Source organism: Bradyrhizobium sp. NDS-1, from assembly GCF_032918005.1.
GTDB classification, from domain to species: domain Bacteria; phylum Pseudomonadota; class Alphaproteobacteria; order Rhizobiales; family Xanthobacteraceae; genus Bradyrhizobium; species Bradyrhizobium tunisiense.
The window spans coordinates 4,193,981-4,215,828 of the sequence record NZ_CP136628.1; the positions used below are offsets into that span (position 1 = coordinate 4,193,981).

14 protein-coding genes and 1 tRNA gene are annotated in these 21,848 nt (G+C 65.1%); 13 read left to right on the plus strand and 2 right to left on the minus strand.

Translation table 11 applies throughout. The features are described from left to right. Positions 1-30: 30 nt before the first annotated feature. The 3 genes from RX330_RS19835 to RX330_RS19845 all read left to right on the plus strand — a co-directional run bounded on the left by RX330_RS19835 (position 31) and on the right by RX330_RS19845 (position 7,009). Positions 31-2,268, plus strand: coding sequence for a tetratricopeptide repeat protein (locus RX330_RS19835; RefSeq protein WP_317239494.1), 2,238 nt, complete (start codon positions 31-33; stop codon positions 2,266-2,268). Between the two features lie 110 nt (positions 2,269-2,378). Continuing rightward, entirely contained in the window at positions 2,379-4,622 is a 2,244-nt protein-coding gene (locus RX330_RS19840; protein WP_317239495.1) for a tetratricopeptide repeat protein, read from the plus strand. A 146-nt stretch (positions 4,623-4,768) separates the two neighbouring features. Further along, positions 4,769-7,009: a tetratricopeptide repeat protein gene (locus RX330_RS19845; protein WP_317239496.1), complete on the plus strand. Its 2,241-nt coding sequence runs from the start codon at positions 4,769-4,771 to the stop codon at positions 7,007-7,009. Positions 7,010-7,070: 61 nt separating this feature from the next. On the opposite strand, the gene RX330_RS19850 is transcribed toward RX330_RS19845, so the two are convergent. Next, positions 7,071-8,105, minus strand: coding sequence for a cysteine synthase A (locus tag RX330_RS19850; protein WP_317239497.1), 1,035 nt, complete (start codon positions 8,103-8,105; stop codon positions 7,071-7,073). A gap of 686 nt (positions 8,106-8,791) precedes the next feature. Here RX330_RS19850 and RX330_RS19855 point away from each other — a divergent pair. From RX330_RS19855 to RX330_RS19895, 9 genes are all read left to right on the plus strand, one after another. Next, positions 8,792-10,243 (plus strand): efflux transporter outer membrane subunit, encoded by a 1,452-nt coding sequence (locus RX330_RS19855; RefSeq protein WP_317239498.1) that lies wholly within the window; start codon positions 8,792-8,794, stop codon positions 10,241-10,243. After that, positions 10,233-11,660 (plus strand): efflux RND transporter periplasmic adaptor subunit, encoded by a 1,428-nt coding sequence (locus RX330_RS19860; protein WP_317239499.1) that lies wholly within the window; start codon positions 10,233-10,235, stop codon positions 11,658-11,660. Before RX330_RS19855 ends, RX330_RS19860 begins: the two co-directional genes overlap by 11 nt. A gap of 37 nt (positions 11,661-11,697) precedes the next feature. Continuing rightward, positions 11,698-14,847 carry an efflux RND transporter permease subunit gene (locus tag RX330_RS19865; RefSeq protein WP_317239500.1) on the plus strand — a complete coding sequence of 1,050 codons (3,150 nt, stop codon included), beginning with the start codon at positions 11,698-11,700 and terminating at the stop codon, positions 14,845-14,847. Further along, positions 14,847-17,951, plus strand: a complete 3,105-nt coding sequence (locus tag RX330_RS19870) for an efflux RND transporter permease subunit (protein ID WP_317239501.1) — start codon at positions 14,847-14,849, stop codon at positions 17,949-17,951. Before RX330_RS19865 ends, RX330_RS19870 begins: the two co-directional genes overlap by 1 nt. A gap of 37 nt (positions 17,952-17,988) precedes the next feature. Continuing rightward, complete coding sequence (locus tag RX330_RS19875) at positions 17,989-18,720, plus strand: tRNA-uridine aminocarboxypropyltransferase (RefSeq protein ID WP_317239502.1); 732 nt, start codon at positions 17,989-17,991, stop codon at positions 18,718-18,720. A 199-nt stretch (positions 18,721-18,919) separates the two neighbouring features. Beyond that, on the plus strand, positions 18,920-19,636 hold the full coding sequence (locus RX330_RS19880; protein ID WP_249153265.1) for an ABC transporter permease: 717 nt from the start codon (positions 18,920-18,922) through the stop codon (positions 19,634-19,636). A 7-nt stretch (positions 19,637-19,643) separates the two neighbouring features. Continuing rightward, entirely contained in the window at positions 19,644-20,396 is a 753-nt protein-coding gene (locus RX330_RS19885) for an ABC transporter ATP-binding protein (protein WP_317239503.1), read from the plus strand. 98 nt (positions 20,397-20,494) lie between these two features. After that, positions 20,495-20,568: transfer RNA gene (locus RX330_RS19890), tRNA-Cys, on the plus strand. Positions 20,569-20,769: 201 nt separating this feature from the next. Further along, on the plus strand, positions 20,770-20,916 hold the full coding sequence (locus RX330_RS19895) for a hypothetical protein (protein ID WP_317239504.1): 147 nt from the start codon (positions 20,770-20,772) through the stop codon (positions 20,914-20,916). 80 nt (positions 20,917-20,996) lie between these two features. On the opposite strand, the gene RX330_RS19900 is transcribed toward RX330_RS19895, so the two are convergent. After that, a complete protein-coding gene (locus RX330_RS19900; RefSeq protein WP_317239505.1) occupies positions 20,997-21,194 on the minus strand; it encodes a hypothetical protein in 198 nt (65 codons plus the stop codon). Between the two features lie 253 nt (positions 21,195-21,447). Between RX330_RS19900 and RX330_RS19905 the strand changes: the two genes are divergently transcribed. Continuing rightward, positions 21,448-21,708 carry a hypothetical protein gene (locus RX330_RS19905; protein WP_317239506.1) on the plus strand — a complete coding sequence of 87 codons (261 nt, stop codon included), beginning with the start codon at positions 21,448-21,450 and terminating at the stop codon, positions 21,706-21,708. The last annotated feature ends 140 nt before the right edge of the window (positions 21,709-21,848 follow it).

Below are 21,848 nucleotides of genomic sequence, written 5' to 3' on the forward strand. Positions count from 1 at the left end.
CTTTTCGGCCCATCCTCCGGAGGAGAGACCTTGCAGAGCAGTGTCGGCGCGCGCGCCTACCAGAATGCACGACTAGCGAAGAAATTGAGGAAGCAGGCGGACGCCGTCCTGTCTTTCGCGATCGAAGCGCTCGGCCAGGGCAGATTTGCGGAGGCCGAGACGCTCTGCCGCGAGATATTGAAAGAGGTTCCGGATCATTTCCATGCCACGCACCTGCTCGGCCTGCGCGCCTATGAGTGCGGCCGGCTCGAGGAGGCGCAACAGCTGTTCGAGCGCGCGATTGCGCTCGATCCGCGCTCGCCCGACGCCCATGGCAATCTCGGGGCCGTGTATTTCGATCTGCAGAAATTCCAGGACGCCCGCGCATGCCAGGAGAAGGCCATTGCGCTGAAGCCGAATTGTCCGATCACCCTGACCAATCTCGGCAATACGCTGCTGAACGTCGGTCTCGGCGAGCAGGCGATCGGGCTGCACGAACGCGCGATCAGGTTGCGACCGGACTATGCCGACGCATTCTGCAATCGTGGCATGGCGGAGCTGATGATCGGCCGGTTCGCGCCCGCCAAGGAGAGTTTCGATCGCGCCCTCCTGTTTCAGCCGCGGCACGCCGAAGCGCTGGCCGGCAAGGGCATGGTGTGTATCGAGCTCCGGCACTATTCGGAGGCTGAAGCCGCCCTCGCAGCGGGCCTCGCGATCAAGCCGGGTTCACCGAGGATCCTGGCGCAGCGCGGCCGGCTCAATTTCGATCTGTACCGGCTGGAGCAGGCGGCCGTGGACTTCGATGCGGCGCTGGTGCAAGCGCCTCGGCTCGAGCTTGCGTTGCGCGGGAAAGCGCAAGTCAATCTTCTGTTGGGGAACACGACCCAGGCGATTGCCGCCGTCAAGACCCTGCTCGAGGACAATCCGCGGTCCGATTACGCGATCGTGCTGCTCGGCGCCTGCTATGCGAACCAGGGAGACGTCGCGACGGCGCTCGCGCATCTCGACGCGGCGCTCGAGATCTCGCCGGATTATGCCGATGCCATCGCACGCAAGATCTTCATCCTGGATTATCTGCCGGAGGCCGGTTTCGCGGTCCAGCAGGCCGCGCGAAAATCCTGGTGGGATGCGATCGGTGCCAGACTGCCGCAACGGACATTGCCACCCCGGCAGCTCGATCCGGACAGGCGAATCGTGGTCGGCTATGTCGCGTCGGAGTTCAGGAACCATTCGGCAGCGTTCGCCCTGCTACCGGTGCTGCGCCGTCATGATCGCACGAGGTTCGAGATCGTCTGCTATTCCTGCTGGCCGTTGCAGGACGAGATCACCGAAAGATTCAAGCCTCTCGCCGACGTTTGGGTCGACGCCGCGCAGCTTTCGGACGACGAACTGGCCGATCGGATCCAGGCCGACAAGATCGATATTCTGATCGACGTGTCGGGGCACACGGCAGGCAACAGGCTCCCTGTCTTCGCCCGGAAGCCAGCCCCGATCCAGGTCACGGGTTTTGGGCACGCCACGGGGACCGGCCTTCAGACCATGGACTACGTGCTCGCGGATCCGATCTTCATTCCTCAATCGGAGCGCCATCTGCTGGCCGAAAAGGTTCATGATCTGCCGTGCCTGATCACGATCGATCCGATCCTGGATGTGCCGCCTTCGGAGCTTCCCATGCTCCGGAACGGCCATGTGACCTTCGGCGTGTTCAACCGCATCTACAAGATATCGGATGAGGCAATCCGGGTGTGGTCGAAAGTGATGCGTGAGGTCGCGGGCTCGAAGATCGTCGTCAAGCATGGCCTGCTCGACGATCCCTTGCTGCGCGACGGCCTCATCGCGCGGTTCCTGGCCCAGGGCATTGCCGAAGAGAATATCACCTGCCTCGGCTCGACCTCGCGCCACGAGCATCTGCTGGCTTTTGCGAAAGTCGACATATCCCTCGATACCTTCCCGCAAAATGGCGGCATCAGCACCTGGGAATCCCTCTATGCGGGCGTTCCGGTCGTCGCCAAGCTCGGCAACGGCGCCTCGTCGCGCGCCGGTGGCTCCATCGTGGCGGCCGTCGGCCTCGGCGAGTGGGTCGCCGACGATGATGAGGGGTATGCCGCGATCGCATGCAAATACGCGGCGCAGCCCGCCCATCTGGCGAAGTTGCGCGCCGGTCTGCCGGCTCGGATCGCAGCCTCGCCTGCCGGCAACGTCGAACTCTACACGCGTGAGGTCGAAGCGGCCTATCGCCGGTTCTGGCACGATCATTGTGCCGCCGCGGCAGGCGGCGAGGTGGCGTAGGCAGGTCCGGGGCCCCCGGGAGATCCCGGGGGTGATGCTGGTCCGGTGACCGGCCGGCCGGGCGCGCGAATCAGCTAGACTCTGCCCAGGGCATCCTCCGGAGAGACAGCTTGCAGAACAGCGGCGGCGGCGCGCGCGCATTCCAGAACGCGCGATTGCAGAAGAAATTGATGAAGCAGGCCGACGCCGTCATCGCCGCTGCGGCGAACGCCTATGGTCAGGGCCGGTATGCCGAGACCGAGGCGCTGTGCCGCGAGATCCTGAAGGCCCTTCCGGATCATGTCGATGCCACGCACCTGCTCGGCATGTGTGCCCACGACGGCCGCCGCCTCGAAGAGGCGCAGCAGCTGCTCGAGCGCGTGATCGCACTCGATCCGCGCTCGCACGATGCCCATAACAACCTCGCGACCGTGCATTTCGACCTCGGCAATTACCAGGAGGCGCGGCGGTGCCAGGAGAGGGCGATCGCGCTGAAGCCGAATTTCGTGGTCGCGCTGACCAATCTCGGCAACACGCTGATGCATCTCGGGCTATACGGGCAGGCGATCGAGCTGCACGAGCGCGCCATCAAATTGAAGCCGGACTACGCCGATGCGTTCTGCAATCGCGGCATGGTCGAGATATTGCTTGGACAGGTCGAGCGCGCCAAGGAAAGTTTCGATCGCGCCCTGCTGTTCCAGCCGCGTCACGCGGAGGCCGTCGTCGGCAGCGGCATGGTCAGCATGGAGCTCCGGCACCACGAAGAAGCCGCAGCCAAGTTTGCCATGGCGCTGGCGATCAAGCCCGGCGCGCCGAGGATTTTGGCCCAGCGGGGACGGCTCAGCTACGAGCTGCAGCGCCTGGAGCCGGCGCTTGCGGATTTCGAGGCGGCGCTCGCGGTTTCGCCCAAGCTCGAACTCGCCCTACGAGGGAAGGCGCAGGTCTGCCTCGTCATGGGAAAGACCGCGCCGGCGATCGCGGCCGCAACGGCCTTGATCGAGCAAAATCCGCGCTCCGAAATCGGATTGGCGCTGATGGGCTTCGCCTTCTCGACCCAGGGAGAGATGGACACTGCGATCGAATATCTCGATCGCGCGTTGGCGGTCCGGCCGGACTACGGGGATGCAATCAGGGGGAAAATCTTCTTGCAGGACTACCGGCCCGAGGCCGATTTCACGGTCCAGCAGGCGGTGCGAAAATCCTGGTGGGATGCGATCGGCTCCAAGCTGCCGCAACGGACGCTGCCGAAGCGACCGCTCGATCCGGAAAAGCGGATCGTGGTCGGCTATGTCGCTGCCGAATTCCGGCAGCACTCGGCGGGACTCACGCTGCTTCCGGTGCTACGCAATCATGATCACGCCAAGTTTGAGATCATCTGCTACTATTCCTGGCCCGGAGCGGATGAGTACACGGCCAAGTTCAAGGAGCTGGCGGACGTCTGGGTTGACGCCTGGGGGCTTTCGGACGACGAACTCGCCGACCGCATTCAGGCAGACAATGTCGACATCCTCATCGACGTTTCGGGCCACACGACCGGCAACAGGCTGCAGTGTTTCGCGCGGAAGCCGGCCCCGATCCAGGCCACCGGCTTCGGACACGCGACCGGCACGGGCATGCAGACCATGGACTACGTGCTCGCCGATCCCATTTTCATTCCGCCATCGGTCCGGCATTTGTTTGCCGAGAAGATCTACGATCTACCGTGTCTGATCACGATGGAGCCCGTCACCAATCTGCAACCCTCCGAGCTGCCGATGCTCCGCAACGGCTACGTCACCTTCGGCGTGTTCAACCGAATCTACAAGATCTCGGACGATGCGATCCGTGTGTGGTCGCGCATCATGCGGGAGGTGCCGGGATCGAAGATCGTCCTCAAGCACGGTTTGCTCGATGACGCCCTGCTGCGCGATAGCCTGGTCGCACGGTTCATCGCGCAGGGCATTGCGGAGGAGGACATCACGTGCCTCGGCACCACCTCGCGCGACGATCACCTGAAGGCCTTTGACAAGATCGACATTTCCCTCGACACGTTCCCGCAGAATGGCGGCATCAGTACCTGGGAATCCCTCTACAAGGGCGTTCCCGTCGTCGCCAAGCTCGGTATCGGCGCTTCCTCGCGTGCCGGCGCCTCGATCGTGGCTGCCGTCGGCCTGGGTGACTGGGTCGCCGAGGACGACGACGGCTATGTCGAGATCGCCCGCAAGTTTGCCTCACAGCCAGAGCATCTGGCGAAGTTGCGCGCGGGTTTGCCGGCGCAGATCGCAGCCTCGCCCGCCGGCAATGTCGAGATCTACACGCGCGAGCTCGAAGCAGGTTACCGCCAGTTCTGGCGCGACTATTGCGCTGCCGCCGCGGAATGCGGCGAGGTCGCGTAGGCGGGGCAAGCGCACCAAGCGATTCCTCGGCCGGATATTGCGGTGAGCCCCGGAATATCCCGGAGGGAACTCCGGCCCCGCCGAGCGGCCGGCTTGACGCACGAATCAGCTAGACTCGCCCCCAGACCATCTTCCGGAGAGACACCTTGCAGAGCAGCGCCGGCGCGCGCGCATTCAAGAATGCGCGATTGCAGAAGAAGTTGAAGAAGCAGGCCGACGCCATCATCTCCGCCGCGGCGAGCGCCTATGGCCAGGGCAGATATGCGGAGAGCGAGGCGCTCTGCCGCCAGATCGTGCAAGCCGTTCCGGATCATTTTGACGCCACGCATTTCCTCGGCCTTAGCGTGCAACAGCTCGGGCGCCTCGATGAGGCGCAACAGCTGCTCGAGCGCGCGGTCGCGATCGATCCGCGTTCGCACGAGGCCCATAACAATCTCGCCGCCGTGCACTTCGTGCTTCAGAAATTCGAGGCCGCCCGCGCGTGTCAGGAGAAGGCGATCGCGCTGAAGCCGAACTTTGCGCCGGCTCTCGCCGGCCTCGGCAATACCTTGCTCCAGATGAACCTGCCGGGGCAGGCCATCGAACTCTACGATCGCGCGATCAAGCTGAAGCCCGATTATGCCGATGCGCTCTGCAATCGTGGCCTCGCCGAGCTGGCGCTGGGCCAGTTCGACCGGGCCAGGCAGAGCTTCGAGCGCGCCCTGTTGTTTCAGCCGCGTCACGCAGAGGCGCTCGTCGGCAAAGGCGTGGTGAACATCGAGCTGAAGCACTACGACGAGGCGGAAGCCGCGCTCGCAGCGGCGCTCGCGATCAGGCCCGGTTCGGCCAAGGCCCACGCGCACCGCGGCCGGCTCAATTTTGCGCTGTCGCGGCCGGAGCAGGCGGCCGCGAATTTTGATGCGGCACTTGCGCTTTCGCCCAGGCTCGAAGTGGCCTTGCGGGGGAAGGCGGAAGTCTCGCTGAGCATGGGGAATACCGCGCAGGCGATCCTGGCCTGCACGGCACTGCTCGAGGAAAATCCGCGCTCGGCGATCGCGCTCGCGCTGCTGAGTGCCTGTTTTGCGAACCAGGGAGAGATCGCAGCCGCGATCGAGCATCTCGACGCCGCCCTGGCGATCGCGCCGGGCGAGCCGGACCTGATCGCGCGGAAGATCTACTTTCTGGACTTTCTCTCCGACGCGGATTTCGCGGTCCAGCAGGCGGCGCGCAAATCCTGGTGGGATGCGATCGGCGCCAGATTGCCGCAAAGGAAGCTCGCACCCCGGCAGTTCGATCCCGACAGGCGGATCGTGGTCGGTTATGTGTCCGCCGAGTTCTGGTATCACTCGGCGGCGTTCGGTCTGTTACCGGTGCTGCGTCATCACGATCGCGCCCAATTCGAGATCGTATGCTATTCGTGCTCGCCGACGCGAGACGAGATGACCGTCAAATTCAAATCGTTGGCGGACGTCTGGGTCGACGCCTCGCAACTCTCGGACGAGGAGCTGGCCGATCGCATTGAAGCCGACAAGGTCGATATCCTGATCGACGTATCAGGGCATACCACCGGCAACAGGCTTCCTGTGTTCGCCCGCAAGCCGGCTCCGATCCAGGTCACGGGTTTTGGGCACGCCACGGGGACCGGCCTGCAGACCATGGACTACGTGCTCGCGGACCCGATCTTCATTCCGGAATCCGCCCGCCACCTGCTGGCCGAAAAGGTTCATGATCTGCCGTGCCTGATCACGACTGATCCCATCCTTGATGTGCCCGCTTCGGAGCTTCCGATGCTCCGCAACGGCCATGTGACCTTCGGCGTCTTCAATCGCATCTCCAAGATCTCGGATGATGCCATCCTGGTGTGGGCGAAGGTGATGCGCGAGGTCAGCGGATCGAAGATCGTCATCAAGCATACGCTGCTTGACGATCCGCTGGTGCGGGACGGTCTTCTGGCACGTTTCGTGGCGCAGGGGATCGCCGAGCAGAACGTCACGTGCCTCGGCTCGTCCCAGCGCGCCGAGCATCTGCGGGCCTTTGCTAACGTCGACATCTCCCTCGACACCTTCCCGCAAAACGGCGGCGTCAGTACCTGGGAATCCCTCTATGCGGGCGTTCCGGTCGTCGCCAAGCTCGGCCACGGCGCCTCGTCGCGCGCCGGCGGCTCCATCGTGGCTGCAATCGGTCTCGGTGACTGGGTCGCCGACGATGACGAGGGGTATGTCGCCATCGCATGCAAATACGCGGCGCAGCCCGCGCATCTGGCAAAGTTGCGCGCAGATCTGCCGGCTCGGATCGCAGCTTCGCCGGCCGGCAACGTCGAGACTTACACGCGCAAGGTCGAGGAAGGTTATCGACGGTTCTGGCGCGACCGTTGTGCCGCAGCCTCGGAACGCGGCGAGGGTGCGTAGACAGGCCGGACCACGCGGTCCTTGTGGACGCGCGTCCTTGACGCCAGGGGGCGTGTGACGATCACACGAACGGTGGCTTGATGTTGCTGCGCTTCTCCAGCCACTCCGGCACCGGCAGGTTCTTGGCGCGCATGAAATCCGCGTTGAACAGCTTCGACTGATAGCGGCTGCCGGAATCGCACAGCACGGTGACGACCGTCTTGCCGGGCCCGAGCTGCTTGGCGAGACGCATCGCGCCCACGATGTTGATGCCGGTCGAGCCGCCGAGGCACAGGCCCTCGTGCTGGAGCAGCTCGTAGATGGCGCTGACGGCTTCGGCATCGGGAATGAGATAAGAGTCGTCGACCTTGGCCGTCTCGACGATCGCGGTCGCGCGGTTGAGGCCGATGCCTTCCGTGATCGAGCCGCCCGGCGTTGCCTTGGCATCACCGGTCCTGAAATATTCGTACATACCGGCGCCGTGCGGATCGGCGCAGGCGATGCGGATGTTCTTGTTCTTCTCTTTCAGATAGCGGCTGGTGCCGGCGAGCGTGCCGCCGCTGCCGACCGAGCAGACGAAGCCGTCGACCTTGCCGCCGGTCTGCTCCCAGATCTCGGGCCCCGTGGACTCATAGTGCGCCTTGGCGTTGTCGAGGTTGTTCCACTGGTCCGCGAACAGCACGCCATTGGGCTCGGTCTTGCGCAGCTCGTCCGCAAGTCGGCGGCCGACATGCTGGTAGTTGTTGGGGTTGGCGTAGGGCAGGGCGGGCACTTCGATCAGCTCGGCGCCGCACAGCTTCAAGAAATCCTTCTTTTCCTGGCTTTGCGTCTCCGGGATCACGATCAGCGTGCGGTAGCCGCGAGCACTCGCCACGACCGCGAGCCCGATGCCGGTATTGCCGGCGGTTGCCTCCACCACGAGACCACCGGGCTTGAGCTCGCCGCGTTTCTCGGCCTCCAGGATCATCCATTTGCCGGCGCGGTCTTTGACCGATTGGCCGGGATTCATGAACTCGGCCTTGCCGAGAATGCTGCAGCCGGTCAGTTCCGAGGCGCGCTTCAGCTTGATCAGCGGGGTGTTGCCGATGGCTTCGACAACGTCGTTTCGAATGGTCATGTCAGGAAAATCGCTATCAAGGGGTTGATCTGGTTGGCCAGAACCTAGTGCTTGGGAGGGCAAAGGGGAAGGCTTTTGCGCTGCGGCGAAACCGGCTGAAGCACCTGTCCAAACAGGGATATTATCGTGTAGCGTGGCCGGCGATTGATGCGCTTGGCTGCGCGGCGGAACATCACTAGGAGGAAATGACTGAACGCCGTCACGACACGGAAGATAAGGGTCGTCACCAGCCACTTCACGAGCGCATTTTTCCAGGAGCTAGTCTGGACGATATCTGGGGACGTGGATGTTGGGGGCGCGACCGAGCCGAGGCCTCACGGAGCGCCGCCGCCAGATCGGAAAGCCCCGATGCCGGTGTGGCAGCATTATCACATGAAATCTTGGTAAGCTTGTTCACGCCTCCCGATGTTTTGGGAATGAAAGAAGTCTCTGCGAGACAGGGACATTCGGCATTTTGATCGATCCGCTCGAGGTTCGTTGGCGCGGCCATCTCGCAACTGCGGGACTGTCGCGCTGTTCCGCGCCCAGCTAGTATCGATATCGAGGTTCCGTAGAAAGCATCACGTTGTGAATGAGTTGTCCAAAGCCCCCCGATTGTCCCGCCGCGAATCGGTTAATCCGGTTGCGCGGCGGCTTGATCTGCCCGGCGGGGGGTGGATGTGACACAGGATGTTCCGGCGATCGCCATGCGGCGGTCCGTAGGTTCTGCATCCAGGACGCTGCGCGCGGCGCGCTGGCTCGCGGTAGTGTGCCTCGCCGCCGGCTCGGGCGCGTGCGTGCTGACCCAGGACCTTCCCGATCCCGCCCTCGACGTTCCCTCGCACTACAAATACGCGGGCAAGGGCGATGCGCCGCCGTCCTTGGATTGGTGGCGTGGCTTCCGCTCTGCGGAGCTGACGCAGCTGATGGAAGAGGCGCAGACCGTCAATCTCGACATCGCCGCCGCCGTCTCGCGCATCGTCCAGGCTGACGCCCAGGCGCGGCAGGCGGGCGCCGCGCTGCTGCCCAGCGTATCGACGGGCGGATCGGAAACCTATTCGCGCACCTCGGGCGCAAGCTCCTCGGGTCTGTCCATCGGCGGACGCGAGGTCGTCAACTATTCGGCTTCGTTGAGCGCGAGCTATCAGCTCGACTTCTGGGGCCAGAACCGCGCCGCGCTGCAAACGGCCGAGGAAACGGCCAACGCCAACCGCTTCGATCGCGACACCGTCGCACTGACGACGCTGGCCGCCGTTGCCAACGCCTATTTCCAGGTTCTGGCCTCTCAGGATCGCATCAGGACGTCACAGCGCAACATCGCCAGCGCCCAGCGCATCCTCGACGCCGTCAGGGAGCGGCGCAAGGCCGGCACCGGCACGGATCTCGACGTCGCCCAGCAGGAAAGCGTGCTTGCCAACCAGAAGGCCCTGGTGCCGCCGCTGCGCCAGACGCTGGACCAGAACGTCAACGCGCTCGCGGTGCTGGTCTCGCGCCCGCCGGAGAGCGTGCGCGTGCACGGCGGCTCGCTCGACCGGGTCGCGATCCCGCGCGTGACGCCCGGCCTGCCGTCGGAGCTGCTGACGCAGCGGCCGGACATCCGCCGGCAGGAGGCGCAGCTTGCGTCCGCGACCGCCAACATCGGTAACGCCCGCGCGCAGTTCTTTCCGACCATCCAGCTCACCGGCAATGGCGGCTACCAGAGCGCGGCGCTGGTCTCGCTGTTCCAGCCGCACGCCGCCTTCTTCCAACTCGTCGGCAGCGCCACGCAGCCGATCTTCGACGGTGGCAGGATCCTCGGCAATTTCGAGCTTGCTAAGGCGCGGCAGGACGAGTTGCTCCAGACTTACCGCAAGACCATCGTCCAGGCTTTTGCCGACGTCGACAACGCACTGTTCTCGATCAAGCAGACCACGATCAGGCTGCAATTGCAGCGCGACGTCGTTGTCGCCTCGCGACGCGCCTTCGATCTCTCAGAGCAGCAACTGCGCGCCGGCACCGCCGACATCGTGACCGTGCTCAACACCCAACTGACCCTGTTCCAGGCGGAAGACGCGCTGTGGCAGGCCCAACTCGCACGGCTTCTCGCCGTCGTCAGCCTGTACCAGGCGCTCGGCGGCGGCTGGGAGCCGCGAATGGAGAAACCGGTCAATGCTCTTTAAGCCGGATACGAAGCAGGGCGCGGAAGAGGGGACGGCGAAAAAATCGCGCGGCCGCGGCTTCGTCATGACCTTGGTCACGCTCGCCATCCTTGGTGGCCTCGGCTATCTCGGCTGGATCGCCACGCACCAGCAGCAGGCCAACAACCGCAACCAGCGGCCCGATCTGCCGGTACCCGTGCTGGCGGCGAGCCCGCGGGTCCAGGATGTTCCGGTCTATCTCGACGGCGTCGGCGCGATCCGCGCACTCAACACCGTGACCGTGCGCTCGCAGGTCGACGGCAAGCTGATCGCGGTCAACTTCACCGAGGGACAGGACGTCAAGAAGGGTGACGTGCTCGGCGAGATCGATCCCGCGATCTATCAGGCCCAGTACGACCAAGCCGTGGCCAAGAAGGCCCAGGATCAGGCCCAGCTCGCCAACCAGCGCATCGACCTTGCGCGCTATGAGCAGCTCGCCGCCTCCAATGCCGGCTCCAAGCAGCAGGCCGATACCCAGCGTGCCCTGGTCGCGCAGACCGAGGCGCTGGTCAAGGCCGACCAGGCCGCGATCGACAATGCGGCGGCAACGCTGAGCTACACCAAGATCGTGGCGCCGATTTCGGGCCGCGCCGGCCTGCGCCAGGTGGACCAGGGCAACATCGTCCACGCCTCCGACATCACGGGCCTCGTCGTGATCACGCAGCTACAGCCGATCGCGGTGTGGTTCAGCCTGCCGCAGCAACAGATCATGCGCGTCAATGCGGCCGCGGCGAAGGGTACGCTCGCCGTCGACGTGTTCGGCAATGACGGCATCACCGTGATCGACACCGGCAAGCTCACCGGCATCGACAACCAGGTCGACCAGACCACCGGCACGCTCAAGCTCAAGGCGGAATTTCCCAACGCCAACTACCAGCTTTGGCCGGGCCAGTTCGTCAACGTCCGCCTCAAGGTCGAAACCCTGATGCAGGCACTGGTGGTGCCGACGTCAGCCGTGCAGCGCGGTCCGATGGGCACTTTCAGCTACGTCATCGGGGAGGGCAACGTCGCCTCGGCCAAGCCCGTCACGGTGACCCAGCAGAACGAACATGACGCCGTGATCGCCAGCGGCCTGTCACCCGGCGACAAGGTCGTCACAACGGGCTTTGCCAATCTGTCCGATGGCTCCAAGGTGATCATCGGCCGCGACGACCAGACCCCGTCCGCGGATCTCGCGCCGCGCAAGCGCTCGCGGGGGCCTGACGCTCAGAAGAAGGACGGTGCCAAGGAAGGGCAGAAGGAAGACCAGAAGGACGGACGGGGCAGGGACGGCGAGTTCCGGGCCAAGCGGAGCAACAGCGAAGGCGACCAGAAGGGACAGACCGGACCGGCTCCAGGACCTGCACCAGGACCTGCACCAAGCCCGGGGGCATCGGGATCTGGAGCCAAGCAGCCATGATCCCGACAACAGCCGCTTGACGCGGCAGGCAGATCCCATGGGTGTTTCCGAACCCTTCATCCGACGGCCCATCGCAACCTCGCTGCTCGGCATCGCGCTCTTGATCGGCGGGCTGCTCGGTTATTTCGCGCTGCCGGTCTCGGCGCTGCCGCAGGTCGATTTCCCGACCGTACAGGTGACGACGCAGCTTCCGGGCGCCAGCCCCGACGTGATCGCCTCGCTGATCACCGCACCGCTCGAGCGGCAGCTCGGGCAGATCCCGTCGCTCTCGGCGATGAACTCGACGAGCTCGTTCGGCGTCAGCCAGATCTCACTGCAGTTCGATCTCAATCGCGACATCGACGGCGCCACCCAGGATGTGCAGGCTGCGATCAACGCGGCGGCCGGCGTCTTGCCAAAGACGCTGCCGTATCCTCCGATCTACGCCAAGGTGAATCCGGCGGACGCGCCGGTGATGACGCTGGCGCTGCGCTCCGAAACCATTTCGCTGCGGGCGATGAGCGACATCGCCGACACGCTTCTGGCGCAACGGCTGAGCCAGATATCCGGCGTCGGGCGCGTCTCGGTGCTCGGCGGGCTGAAGCCGGCCGTGCGCATCCAGGCTGATCTGGCGCGGCTCGCCGCCTACGGCATCGCCATGGAAGATCTGCGCGCCGCGATTGCCAGTGCCAATGTCTCCGGGCCGAAGGGCTCGCTCGACGGCGCGCAGCAATCCTACATCATCGCGGCCAACGACCAGATCGCCGCGGCCGACGCCTACAAGCCCGTCATCATCGCCTACCGCAACGGCTCCCCGGTCACCATCGCCGATGTCGCGCAGATCGTCGACGGCCTGGAGAACGATCGCACCGGCGGCTGGTACCAGGGCACGCCGGCCGTCATCATCGACATCCAGCGCCAGCCCGGCGCCAACGTCATCGACGTCGTCAGCCAGATCCGCGCGGAAATCCCAAAAGTTCAGCGCGCGATCCCGGCCGGCGTGAACCTCACGATCGTCTCCGACCGTACCGTCACCATCCGCGCCTCGGTGCGCGACGTGCAGTTCACGCTGGTCCTTGCCGTCGTGCTGGTGACGCTGGTGGTGCTGCTGTTCCTGCGCTCGCTACGCGCCACCCTGATCGCGGGCGTAGCGCTGCCGCTGTCGTTGATCACAAGCTTCGGCGTCATGTATTTTGCCGGCTTCAGCCTCGACAATCTGTCGCTGATGGCGCTCACGATCGGGACCGGCTTCGTCGTCGACGATGCCATCGTCATGATCGAGAACATCGTCCGACACATGGAGAACGGCGATGGTCCGATGGAGGCATCGCTCAAGGGCGCCAGCGAAATCGGCTTCACCGTGATCTCGCTGACGGTCTCGCTGATCGCGGTGTTCATCCCGCTGCTGTTCATGTCGGGTCTCGTCGGCCGCATGTTCCGCGAATTCGCGCTGACCTTGACCATCGCCGTCGTCACGTCGGCCGTGGTCTCGCTGACGTTGACGCCGATGATGTGCTCGCGGCTGCTCAAGCACACCCATGAGGAGCTGGCGGTGCCGGGCCTCGCGGCGATCAGCCGCTTCATCGACCGCACCGTCGAGGCGTATCATCGGACGCTGCTATGGGTGCTGGAACGCCAGCGCGCCACCTTGGTCGTGACTTTCGCCACGCTGGTAGCGACTCTGGTGCTCTATGTCGTCGCGCCAAAAGGCTTCCTGCCGCTGCAGGACACCGCCTCGATCACGGCGGTGACGGAGGCGGGGCCCGACGTGTCGTTCGCGGAGATGCAGAAGCGGCAGGCCGAGGTTTCCGACGCCATCCAGGCCGACCCTGATGTGACTGGCGTGGTCTCGGTCATTGGCGCGGGCTCGGTCAACCCGACCACCAATGTCGGGCGTCTTGTCATGACGCTGAAACCGCGCGGGGAACGGCGCGACGATGTGAGCGTGGTGATCACCCGGCTGAAGCAGCGGGTATCAGGCATCCCCGGCATGGCCGTCTATTTCCAGCCGGTGCAGGACGTGCAGATCTCGACCCAGTCGAGCCGCTCGCAATACCAGTACACGCTGACCGGCACCGATGCGACGCTGGTGTCGGAATGGGCGCGCAAGCTCGTCGCGGAGATGCGGCGCGATCCCCTGTTCCGCGACGTCTCCTCCGAGGCGCAGGAGGGCGGTCTGCGGGCGCAACTCGACGTCGATCGCACCCGCGCGGGCCAGCTCGGCGTCAGCCTCCAGGCCATCACCGACACGCTCAACGACGCCTTCGCGCAGCGGCAGATCTCGACCATCTACGGCCAGGCCAACCAGTACCGCGTGGTGCTGGAAGCGCTGCCGATGTACCAGCGCGATCCCTCGATCCTGTCCAAGCTCTATCTGCCGGGCGCTGCGAGCACCACCGCCGGCGCGCCCAACGCCCAGGTGCCGCTATCGGCCGTGGCGACGCTGAAGCGCACCACTGCGCCGCTCGCGATTTCGCACCAGGCGCAGTTCCCCTCGGTGTCGCTCAGCTTCAACCTCGCGCCGGGCGCGGCGCTCGGCGATGCCGTCGAGGCCGTGAAGACGATCGAGACCAGGATCGGCATGCCCAACAGCATCGTCGGCGTCTATGCCGGCGATGCTGCCGAATTCGCCAAGGCGCTCGCCGGCCAGCCCTGGCTGCTGCTTGCCGCCGTGATCACGATCTACATCGTGCTCGGCGTGCTCTATGAAAGCTACATCCACCCGATCACGATCCTGTCGACGCTGCCCTCGGCCGGCGTCGGCGCCATCCTGGCGCTGGTCCTGTGCGGGCAGGACCTCTCGGTGATAGGTCTGATCGGCATCATCCTGCTGATGGGCATCGTCAAGAAGAACGCGATCATGATGATCGACTTCGCGCTCGAGGCCGAGCGCGGGCGGGGGATGTCGCCGCACGAGGCGATCGTGCAGGCATGCCTGCTGCGTTTCCGCCCGATCATGATGACGACGCTGGCGGCGCTGTTCGGTGCGCTGCCGCTGGCGATCGAGAGTGGCACCGGCGCCGAGCTGCGCTTTCCGCTCGGCATCTCCATCATCGGCGGCCTGCTGCTGAGCCAGCTCCTGACGCTCTACACCACGCCCGTGATCTACCTCGCGCTCGACCGCATCAACCGCCGGCTCGAGCAGGCGCTGCCGCCGGCAGAATCCGGCGGTCCGCCCGTTGCGGGCGCGACCGAGGGGATGCAGTGATGGTATCGATCTCGGAGCCCTTCATCCGGCGCCCGGTCGCAACCACGCTGCTGTCGATCGGGCTGTTCCTTCTGGGTGTGGTCGCCTACAAGTTCCTGCCAGTTGCCTCGGTCCCGAACGTCGATTTTCCCGCCATCTTCGTCTCGGCCAGCCGGCCCGGCGCCGACCCGTCGGTGATGGCGGCGACGGTGGCCTCGCCATTGGAGCGGCGGCTGGGCGAGATCGCCGGCGTCAACCAGATCACTTCGACCTCGACGCTCGGCACGACCAGCATCCAGCTCCAGTTCGACATCGGGCGCAACATCGACAAGGCCGCGCGCGACGTGCAGGCGGCGATCAACGCCGCGATGATCGACTTGCCGAGCGACCTGCCGACGCTGCCGCGCTTCCGCAAGGCCAATCCCGCCGGCGCGCCCGTCTTCGTGCTGGCGCTGACCTCGAAGACGCTGTCCGCCAGCGCAATTTACGACGTCGCCGACACGGTGCTGGCGCAGCGCATCTCGCAGGTGCCCGGTGTCGGCGATGTCACGGTGTCAGGCGCCGACCAGCCGGCCGTGCGGGTCCAGCTCAACCCCGTCGCGCTGTCGAACGCCGGTATCGCCACCGACGACGTCAGGACCGCGATCGTCAACGCCAACCCGCTCGGTCCCGTCGGCATCTTCAACGGCGAGCGCCAGAGCGAGACGCTGGCGCTCAACAAGCAGATGCGCACGGCGAAAGAGTTCCGCGACATCGTCATCAAGAGCTCTGGTGGCAATTTCGTGCGCCTGTCCGACGTCGCCGACATCGAGGATTCGGTCCGCAACGCGCGCTCGATTGCCTGGTTCAACAAGCAGCCGGCGGTGCTGATCCAGATCACCAAGCAGGGTGATGCCAACGTCATCGACACCGTCGACAGGGTGAAAGCGCTGATCCCCGAGCTCAGGCAATGGATTCCGGCCGGCGTCGAGATCTCGACCCTGGTCGACCGCACCGGCACGATCCGCGCCAGCGTGATGGACATGCAATGGACATTGCTGGCGACCGCGGTCCTGGTGATGGTCGTGGTGTTCGTGTTCCTGCGCAGGCTGACGCCGACGATCGCGGCCGGCATATCGGTGCCGCTGGCGCTGGCCGGCACCTGCGCCGGCATGTGGCTCGCGGGCTTCTCGATCGACAATCTCTCGCTGATGGCGCTCGCGATCTCGGTCGGCTTCGTGGTCGACGACGCCATCGTCATGATCGAGAACATGTACCGCAATCTCGAGCAAGGCATGCGGCCGTTCCGGGCCGCGCAGGAGGGCGCCAAGCAGATCGGATTCACGGTGGTCTCGATCAGCCTGTCGCTGATCGCGGCGTTCACGCCGCTGATCTTCATGGACGGCATCGTCGGCCGCCTCTTGCGCGAATTCTCGCTGACGCTGACCTTCGCCATCCTGGTTTCGACGCTGGTGTCGCTCACGGTGACGCCGATGATTTGCGCCCATTACATCCGCCAGACCACGTCCAGCACGGCGACCCTGTTCGATCGGCTGATCGAGGGCTCGCTGTCGCGCATCGTCGCGCTCTACACCCGTAGTTTGCGCACCGTGCTGGAGTTCCCGCTGCTGACGCTGCTGGTGTTCTTCGCCACCATCGGCCTCACCGTGACGCTCTACATCAAGGTCCCCAAGGGCTATTTCCCGACCGACGATTCCGGGTTCATCATCGGTGCGACGCGCGCCTCGGCAGATATTTCGTTCCAGTCGATGCTCGGCCTCCAGCAGCGTCTCGCCGACATCGTGATGCAGGATCCGGCGGTCGCCGGCATCGGCTCGACGGTTGGCACCGGCGGCGGGCCGGGAGGTGCGACCTCGAACCGCGGCACCATGTTCATCAGTCTGAAGCCGCCTGAGGAGCGCCAGCACGTTTCGACCCAGGTCGTGATCGACCGGCTCAGGCGCGCGTTGTACCCCGTGCCCGGCATCCGTCTCTTCATGTTCGCAGCCCAGGACGTCCGCGCCGGCGGGCGCCAGAGCGATTCCGATTACCAGTACACGCTGACCAGCACCGACCTCAGTCTGTTGCAGAAATGGGCGCCGATCGTCGCCAAGCGCATGGAGAGCGTCGAGGGGATCACCGACATCTCCAGCGACCGCGATCCCGGCGGGCTTCAACTGACCTTGGCGATCGACCGCCAGAAGGCCTCGGCCCTCGGCGTCAGGGTGCAGGACATCGACAACGCGCTGAACAACGCCTTCTCGCAGAGGCAGATCTCGATCATCTACACCCAGCGCAACCAGTACATGACCGTGCTGGAGATCGATCCGAAATTCCAGGTCGATCCCTCCAACCTCGAGCGCATCTATGTCGCGGGCGCGGGCGATGCCCAGGTGCCGCTGTCGGCCGTGGTGCGCGCGACGCGTGGCCTTGCCGCGCTCGCGGTCTATCACTCGCAGTCGTTCCCCTCGACGACGGTGTCGTTCAACCTGCTGCCGGACGTGCAGCTCCAGGCGGCGACGCAGAACATCCAGCGGGCGGTGGAGGAGCTGCACATGCCGGAGGGCATCCGCGGCAGCTTCGACGGCAATGCCGGCGACTTCGCCAAGACCAGCGGCCGCCAACCGCTTCTGATCCTCGGTGCGCTGGTGGCGATGTATATCGTGCTCGGGGTACTCTACGAAAGTCTTGCCCATCCACTCACGATCATCTCAACGTTGCCCTCCGCCGGGCTCGGTGCGCTGCTCGCCCTGCAGCTCACCAACACGCCGCTGACCGTGATCGCCTTCGTCGGCATCATCCTCTTGATCGGCATCGTCAAGAAGAACGGCATCATGATGGTCGATTTCGCGCTCGACGCCGAACGCCAGCGCGGCCTGTCCTCGGCTGAGGCGATCTTCGAGGCCTGCCAGGCGCGCTTCCGCCCGATCCTGATGACGACCATGGCGGCGTTGTTCGCCGGCATTCCGCTCGTGGTGGCGACCGGCCCCGGCACGGAGCTGCGCCGTCCGCTCGGTATCACCATCATCGGCGGCCTGTTCGTCTCGCAGATCCTGACGCTCTACACCACGCCCGTGATCTACCTCCTGATCGACCGCCTGCGGCGGCGGTCCGCGCCGCGGCCGATGGCTGCACCCGCGGAATAGGTTGTTGAAGCGCCGCATCAAGCGTATAGCGGCGCCCATGTCGAACCCGCCAGATACGGCCGCCGCCGAACAGATCCCCGAATGCCCGCATTGCCAGAAGCCGATGCCGCTGTGCATCTGCGACAGCGTCACGCCGATTGAAAATCGGCTGTCGCTCCTGATCCTCCAGCATCCGCAGGAGCAGGACAGGGCGCTCGGCACCGCGCGCCTGCTCGCCAGGCATTTCCCCGATGCCACGGTGCGGGTCGGCCTGTCCTGGCCGAGCCTGTCCAAGGCGTTGGGGCGGCCGGTCGAGAATGCCTCACACTGGGCCGTGCTCTATCTCGGCTCGGCACGCGCCGCCGATCTCGAAGCCGAGGGCGAGATCGTCGCGCTCAACCGCAAGGGCCAGGTTGCGGACAACCAACGCGCGATCCTCGGCAAGCTCGAAGGCGTGGTGCTGCTCGACGGCACATGGAGCCAGGCGAAGGCGCTGTGGTGGCGCAATCCCTGGATGCTGAAGTGTCAGCGCGTGATCCTCAACCCGGCGCACCCCTCTCGCTATGGGCGCCTGCGCCGCGAGCCGCGCAGCGACGGGCTCTCGACCATCGAGGCCGCGGCGACGATACTCGCCGGCCTCGAGCGGCGTCCCGACATCGCCGACACGCTGCATGCGAGTTTTGAACGGCTGTTGACACGCTACCGCGAGGTCCAGGCCGAGATGCCGGAACTGGCGCCCAAACCCGCCCCGAAGGGTCGGCGCGACTTCCGGCGGCGCAAACGAGCCTGACTTCGCCCCGCTTGATCTGTACGGTTGATTGCCCCGCGAAGCGCGGGCATTTTGAGGCCATCCGTCGAAACGGGTCGCGATCCGCTTTCCTGCTGCGGCATCGGAGAGCGGCAACCGAAGGGGCAGTCGAATTCAGCTCGCGGCGAAGGAAATCCTGACACAGGCAGCGCGGCCCGATCGCTGGGGCACACTCGCGCTGATGGACATTTCGCTGCGCTACCGGCGGACCGTGATCGGCCCGCTCTGGATCACGCTGACTCTCGCTGCGACGATCGCAAGCGTCGGCACGGTCTATGCGGCGCTGTTCAAGCAGGACATCGCTGCCTTCCTGCCGTCCTTCGCGATCGGCCTCATCGTCTGGACGCTGATCGCCACGACGCTCCAGGAGGGCTCCAACATCTTCGTGGTATCAGGTCATCTCATCAAGGCGGTGCCGGCGCCTCTGATCGTTCATGTCCTCCAGATGATCGCGCGCAACGTCCTCATCTTCGCGCATCATCTGGTGATCGTCGTGCTGCTCTATGTCGTGATGCCCTGGCCGCTGCACTGGAACATGCTGCTCGCGGTGCCCGGCTTTGCGATCCTGTTTCTCGTGCTGCTCGGCGGGGCGGTCGCGCTCGGCATGCTCTGCGCGCGTTTTCGCGACATCGGTTCGGCGATCGTCAGCGGCCTGCAGTTCATCTTCTTTCTCACGCCGATCATCTGGACCGAGGAAAGCGCGCGGGGCACCAACTTTCACTGGCTGACCTGGGTCAATCCGTTTGCGACGCTGCTAGATCTCGTGCGCCGACCGCTGTTGTCGCAGCCGACCGATGCGGGGCAATGGCTGCTCGGGGCAGTCTATGCGATCGCCGTGGCCGCCATCGGCCTCGGCTGTTACGCAAAATACCGCAATCGCGTGGCGTATTGGCTGTGATGCGCGCATGACCACCACGGCCCACATCGTGCTTCGCGACGTCTCGGTCACGTTTCCGGTGCTGTCGTTTCGGGACCGCTCGCTGCGCAGCCGGTTCGTCAACGCCGTGACGCTGCGGCGGAAGGCGGCGGTCTCGCACCTCATCACGGCGCTGAGCGGGGTCAACCTCGACATCCGCGCTGGCGACCGCCTCGCCATCATCGGCGCCAATGGCGCCGGCAAGACCACGCTGCTGCGGGTTCTCGCCGGCATCTACCATCCGACGGCGGGGAGCATCGACGTGCTCGGCCGCCGCCTGTCGCTGTTCGATCTGTCGGCCGGCTTCGACGAGGAAGCCACCGGCTACGAGAACATCATGCGGCGCGGGCTCGTGATCGGCGCGCGGCGGGCCGAGATCGATGCGCGGCGCGCCGAGATCGCCGAGTTCACCGAACTCGGCGACCGGCTCGATCTGCCGCTGCGCACCTATTCGAGCGGCATGATGCTGCGCCTGATCTTCGCGGTCGCAACCGCGGTCGAGGGCGAGATCGTGCTGCTCGACGAATGGATCGGCGTCGGCGACCAGCAATTCCGCAAGAAGGCGCGGCAGCGGCTAGATGAGATCGTCGCCCGCGCCGGCATCCTGGTGCTCGCCTCGCACGACGTCGAAATGATCAAGAGCACCTGCAACCGGGCGATCCTGCTGGAGCAGGGGCAGATCACGGCGGCCGGCACGACCGAGGAGATTCTCGGCCGCTACCTCCGCGCGGCCAAGGCCTAGCGCTTCAATTCGGCATCAAGCCGCTGAAACGCGTCGGGAAAGTGGGACGAAGGCGGTTGCCTAAACCCTGCATCCCCTATATTGCTCCGCCCTTACGGGGCCACGTGGCGGAGTGGTTACGCAACGGTCTGCAAAACCGTGTACACCAGTTCAATTCTGGTCGTGGCCTCCATTCCAAATCTCTGATTTTTCAGCAAAATTCGATCTCGGCGCGGGTTCCGCCGACGCTGTGCGCGGCTGTCCGCCGAGGAGAGGGCGGCTCGATCACCGGGATTGCCCGGGACGTGCTGGAAACCCCCGATTCACGCCCGCTGGCATAGAGTTCGCATCTGCGAAGTGATGCGACTTTCATCAACGAGCGCTGGAGCACCCCGTGGGCGATATCGTCCGATTTGTCCCGAAAACCGAGCTTGAGCGGGCTCGCCTCATCCGCGAGGCCCGCGCGATCTATGACAGCATCTTTCCATCGGCCACATCCGAGCGGGCGACGCAGGATGGCGAGGATCGCGTCAAGTCCTGACGTTGCGGCGCCGGGTTTCCGGGCGCTGCCCTCAAGCAAGACGCCCGCGAGGCGGGCGCTTCGGCACGGAGAAGGCGACTTCAGCAGGCCGCGTACCAGCCGTCGGGAAACGGCAGGAGGGGCCAGGCGCCGTCATTGTCATTGGCCGCATTGGGCGTTGCGTCAAAACTCCACGAGCGGGACACGAATTCCTCCTCCCGCGCGGCAACGAAATCTTCAATGACCATGGCGTCCCGGACGGCTTCCAGCAGCAAGTTGAATTCGGCTTCGCTTCTCATCGCACCCTCGCAGAACGCGGACGGCGCAATGTCGCAAAGCCGGCTTGTTACCCGATTGACCCGATCGTTCGCATTTTAGCGATCCTGCGATCGGGTTCGGAATGGTTAGCGAATTCTAAAAGTCCCTTGAGGACCCTAGGTTCCTCCGCTGTGCCGGCCGTGTGAAAGAGATCACATCCTGGGCGCTTTATTTCTCCTACCCCTTCGCACACCGACCGATGCAGGCCGGAGCGGAGCAGACAGGAGACTGGTCATGAAGGCGAGGTTCTTGCGGTTCGCGGGCGTGAAGAGCCGGGCGCGGCGCGCCTCGACGGTTGGCCTGTTCCTGACCCTGTTCGCCTCGGCCGCGCACGCGCAGGGGACGGCCCAACAGCGCCGGGCCTGCGCGTCGGACGTCTACCGGCTCTGCGCCGGCGAAATCCCCAACGTCCGTGCCATCACATCGTGCTTGCGGCGCAACCGCTCGAGCCTGAGCGAGGCCTGCCGCAGCGTGTTCGATCAGGCCGGCGGCTGAACGCAGCAGCTTGTGGATTTGTGCGCAGCAAGTCGCCCGGCCGGCTTGCGATTCCCCGATATCGGCTCTGTGGATATGCTGCGGACAGGCTGTGGAGGGGCCGACCTGTGCCGCGGCGAATAGTTTTTGTGCAGCCGTTT

Bases quoted from the DNA above. Each gene is read 5' to 3' on its own strand.
- RX330_RS19850 (WP_317239497.1), bottom strand. From the start codon at position 8,105: ATGACCATTCGAAACGACGTTGTCGAAGCCATCGGCAACACCCCGCTG.
- RX330_RS19855 (WP_317239498.1), top strand. From the start codon at position 8,792: ATGCGGCGGTCCGTAGGTTCTGCATCCAGGACGCTGCGCGCGGCGCGC.
- RX330_RS19860 (WP_317239499.1), top strand. From the start codon at position 10,233: ATGCTCTTTAAGCCGGATACGAAGCAGGGCGCGGAAGAGGGGACGGCG.
- RX330_RS19865 (WP_317239500.1), top strand. From the start codon at position 11,698: ATGGGTGTTTCCGAACCCTTCATCCGACGGCCCATCGCAACCTCGCTG.
- RX330_RS19870 (WP_317239501.1), top strand. From the start codon at position 14,847: ATGGTATCGATCTCGGAGCCCTTCATCCGGCGCCCGGTCGCAACCACG.
- RX330_RS19875 (WP_317239502.1), top strand. From the start codon at position 17,989: ATGTCGAACCCGCCAGATACGGCCGCCGCCGAACAGATCCCCGAATGC.
- RX330_RS19880 (WP_249153265.1), top strand. From the start codon at position 18,920: ATGGACATTTCGCTGCGCTACCGGCGGACCGTGATCGGCCCGCTCTGG.
- RX330_RS19885 (WP_317239503.1), top strand. From the start codon at position 19,644: ATGACCACCACGGCCCACATCGTGCTTCGCGACGTCTCGGTCACGTTT.
- RX330_RS19900 (WP_317239505.1), bottom strand. From the start codon at position 21,194: ATGAGAAGCGAAGCCGAATTCAACTTGCTGCTGGAAGCCGTCCGGGAC.
- RX330_RS19905 (WP_317239506.1), top strand. From the start codon at position 21,448: ATGAAGGCGAGGTTCTTGCGGTTCGCGGGCGTGAAGAGCCGGGCGCGG.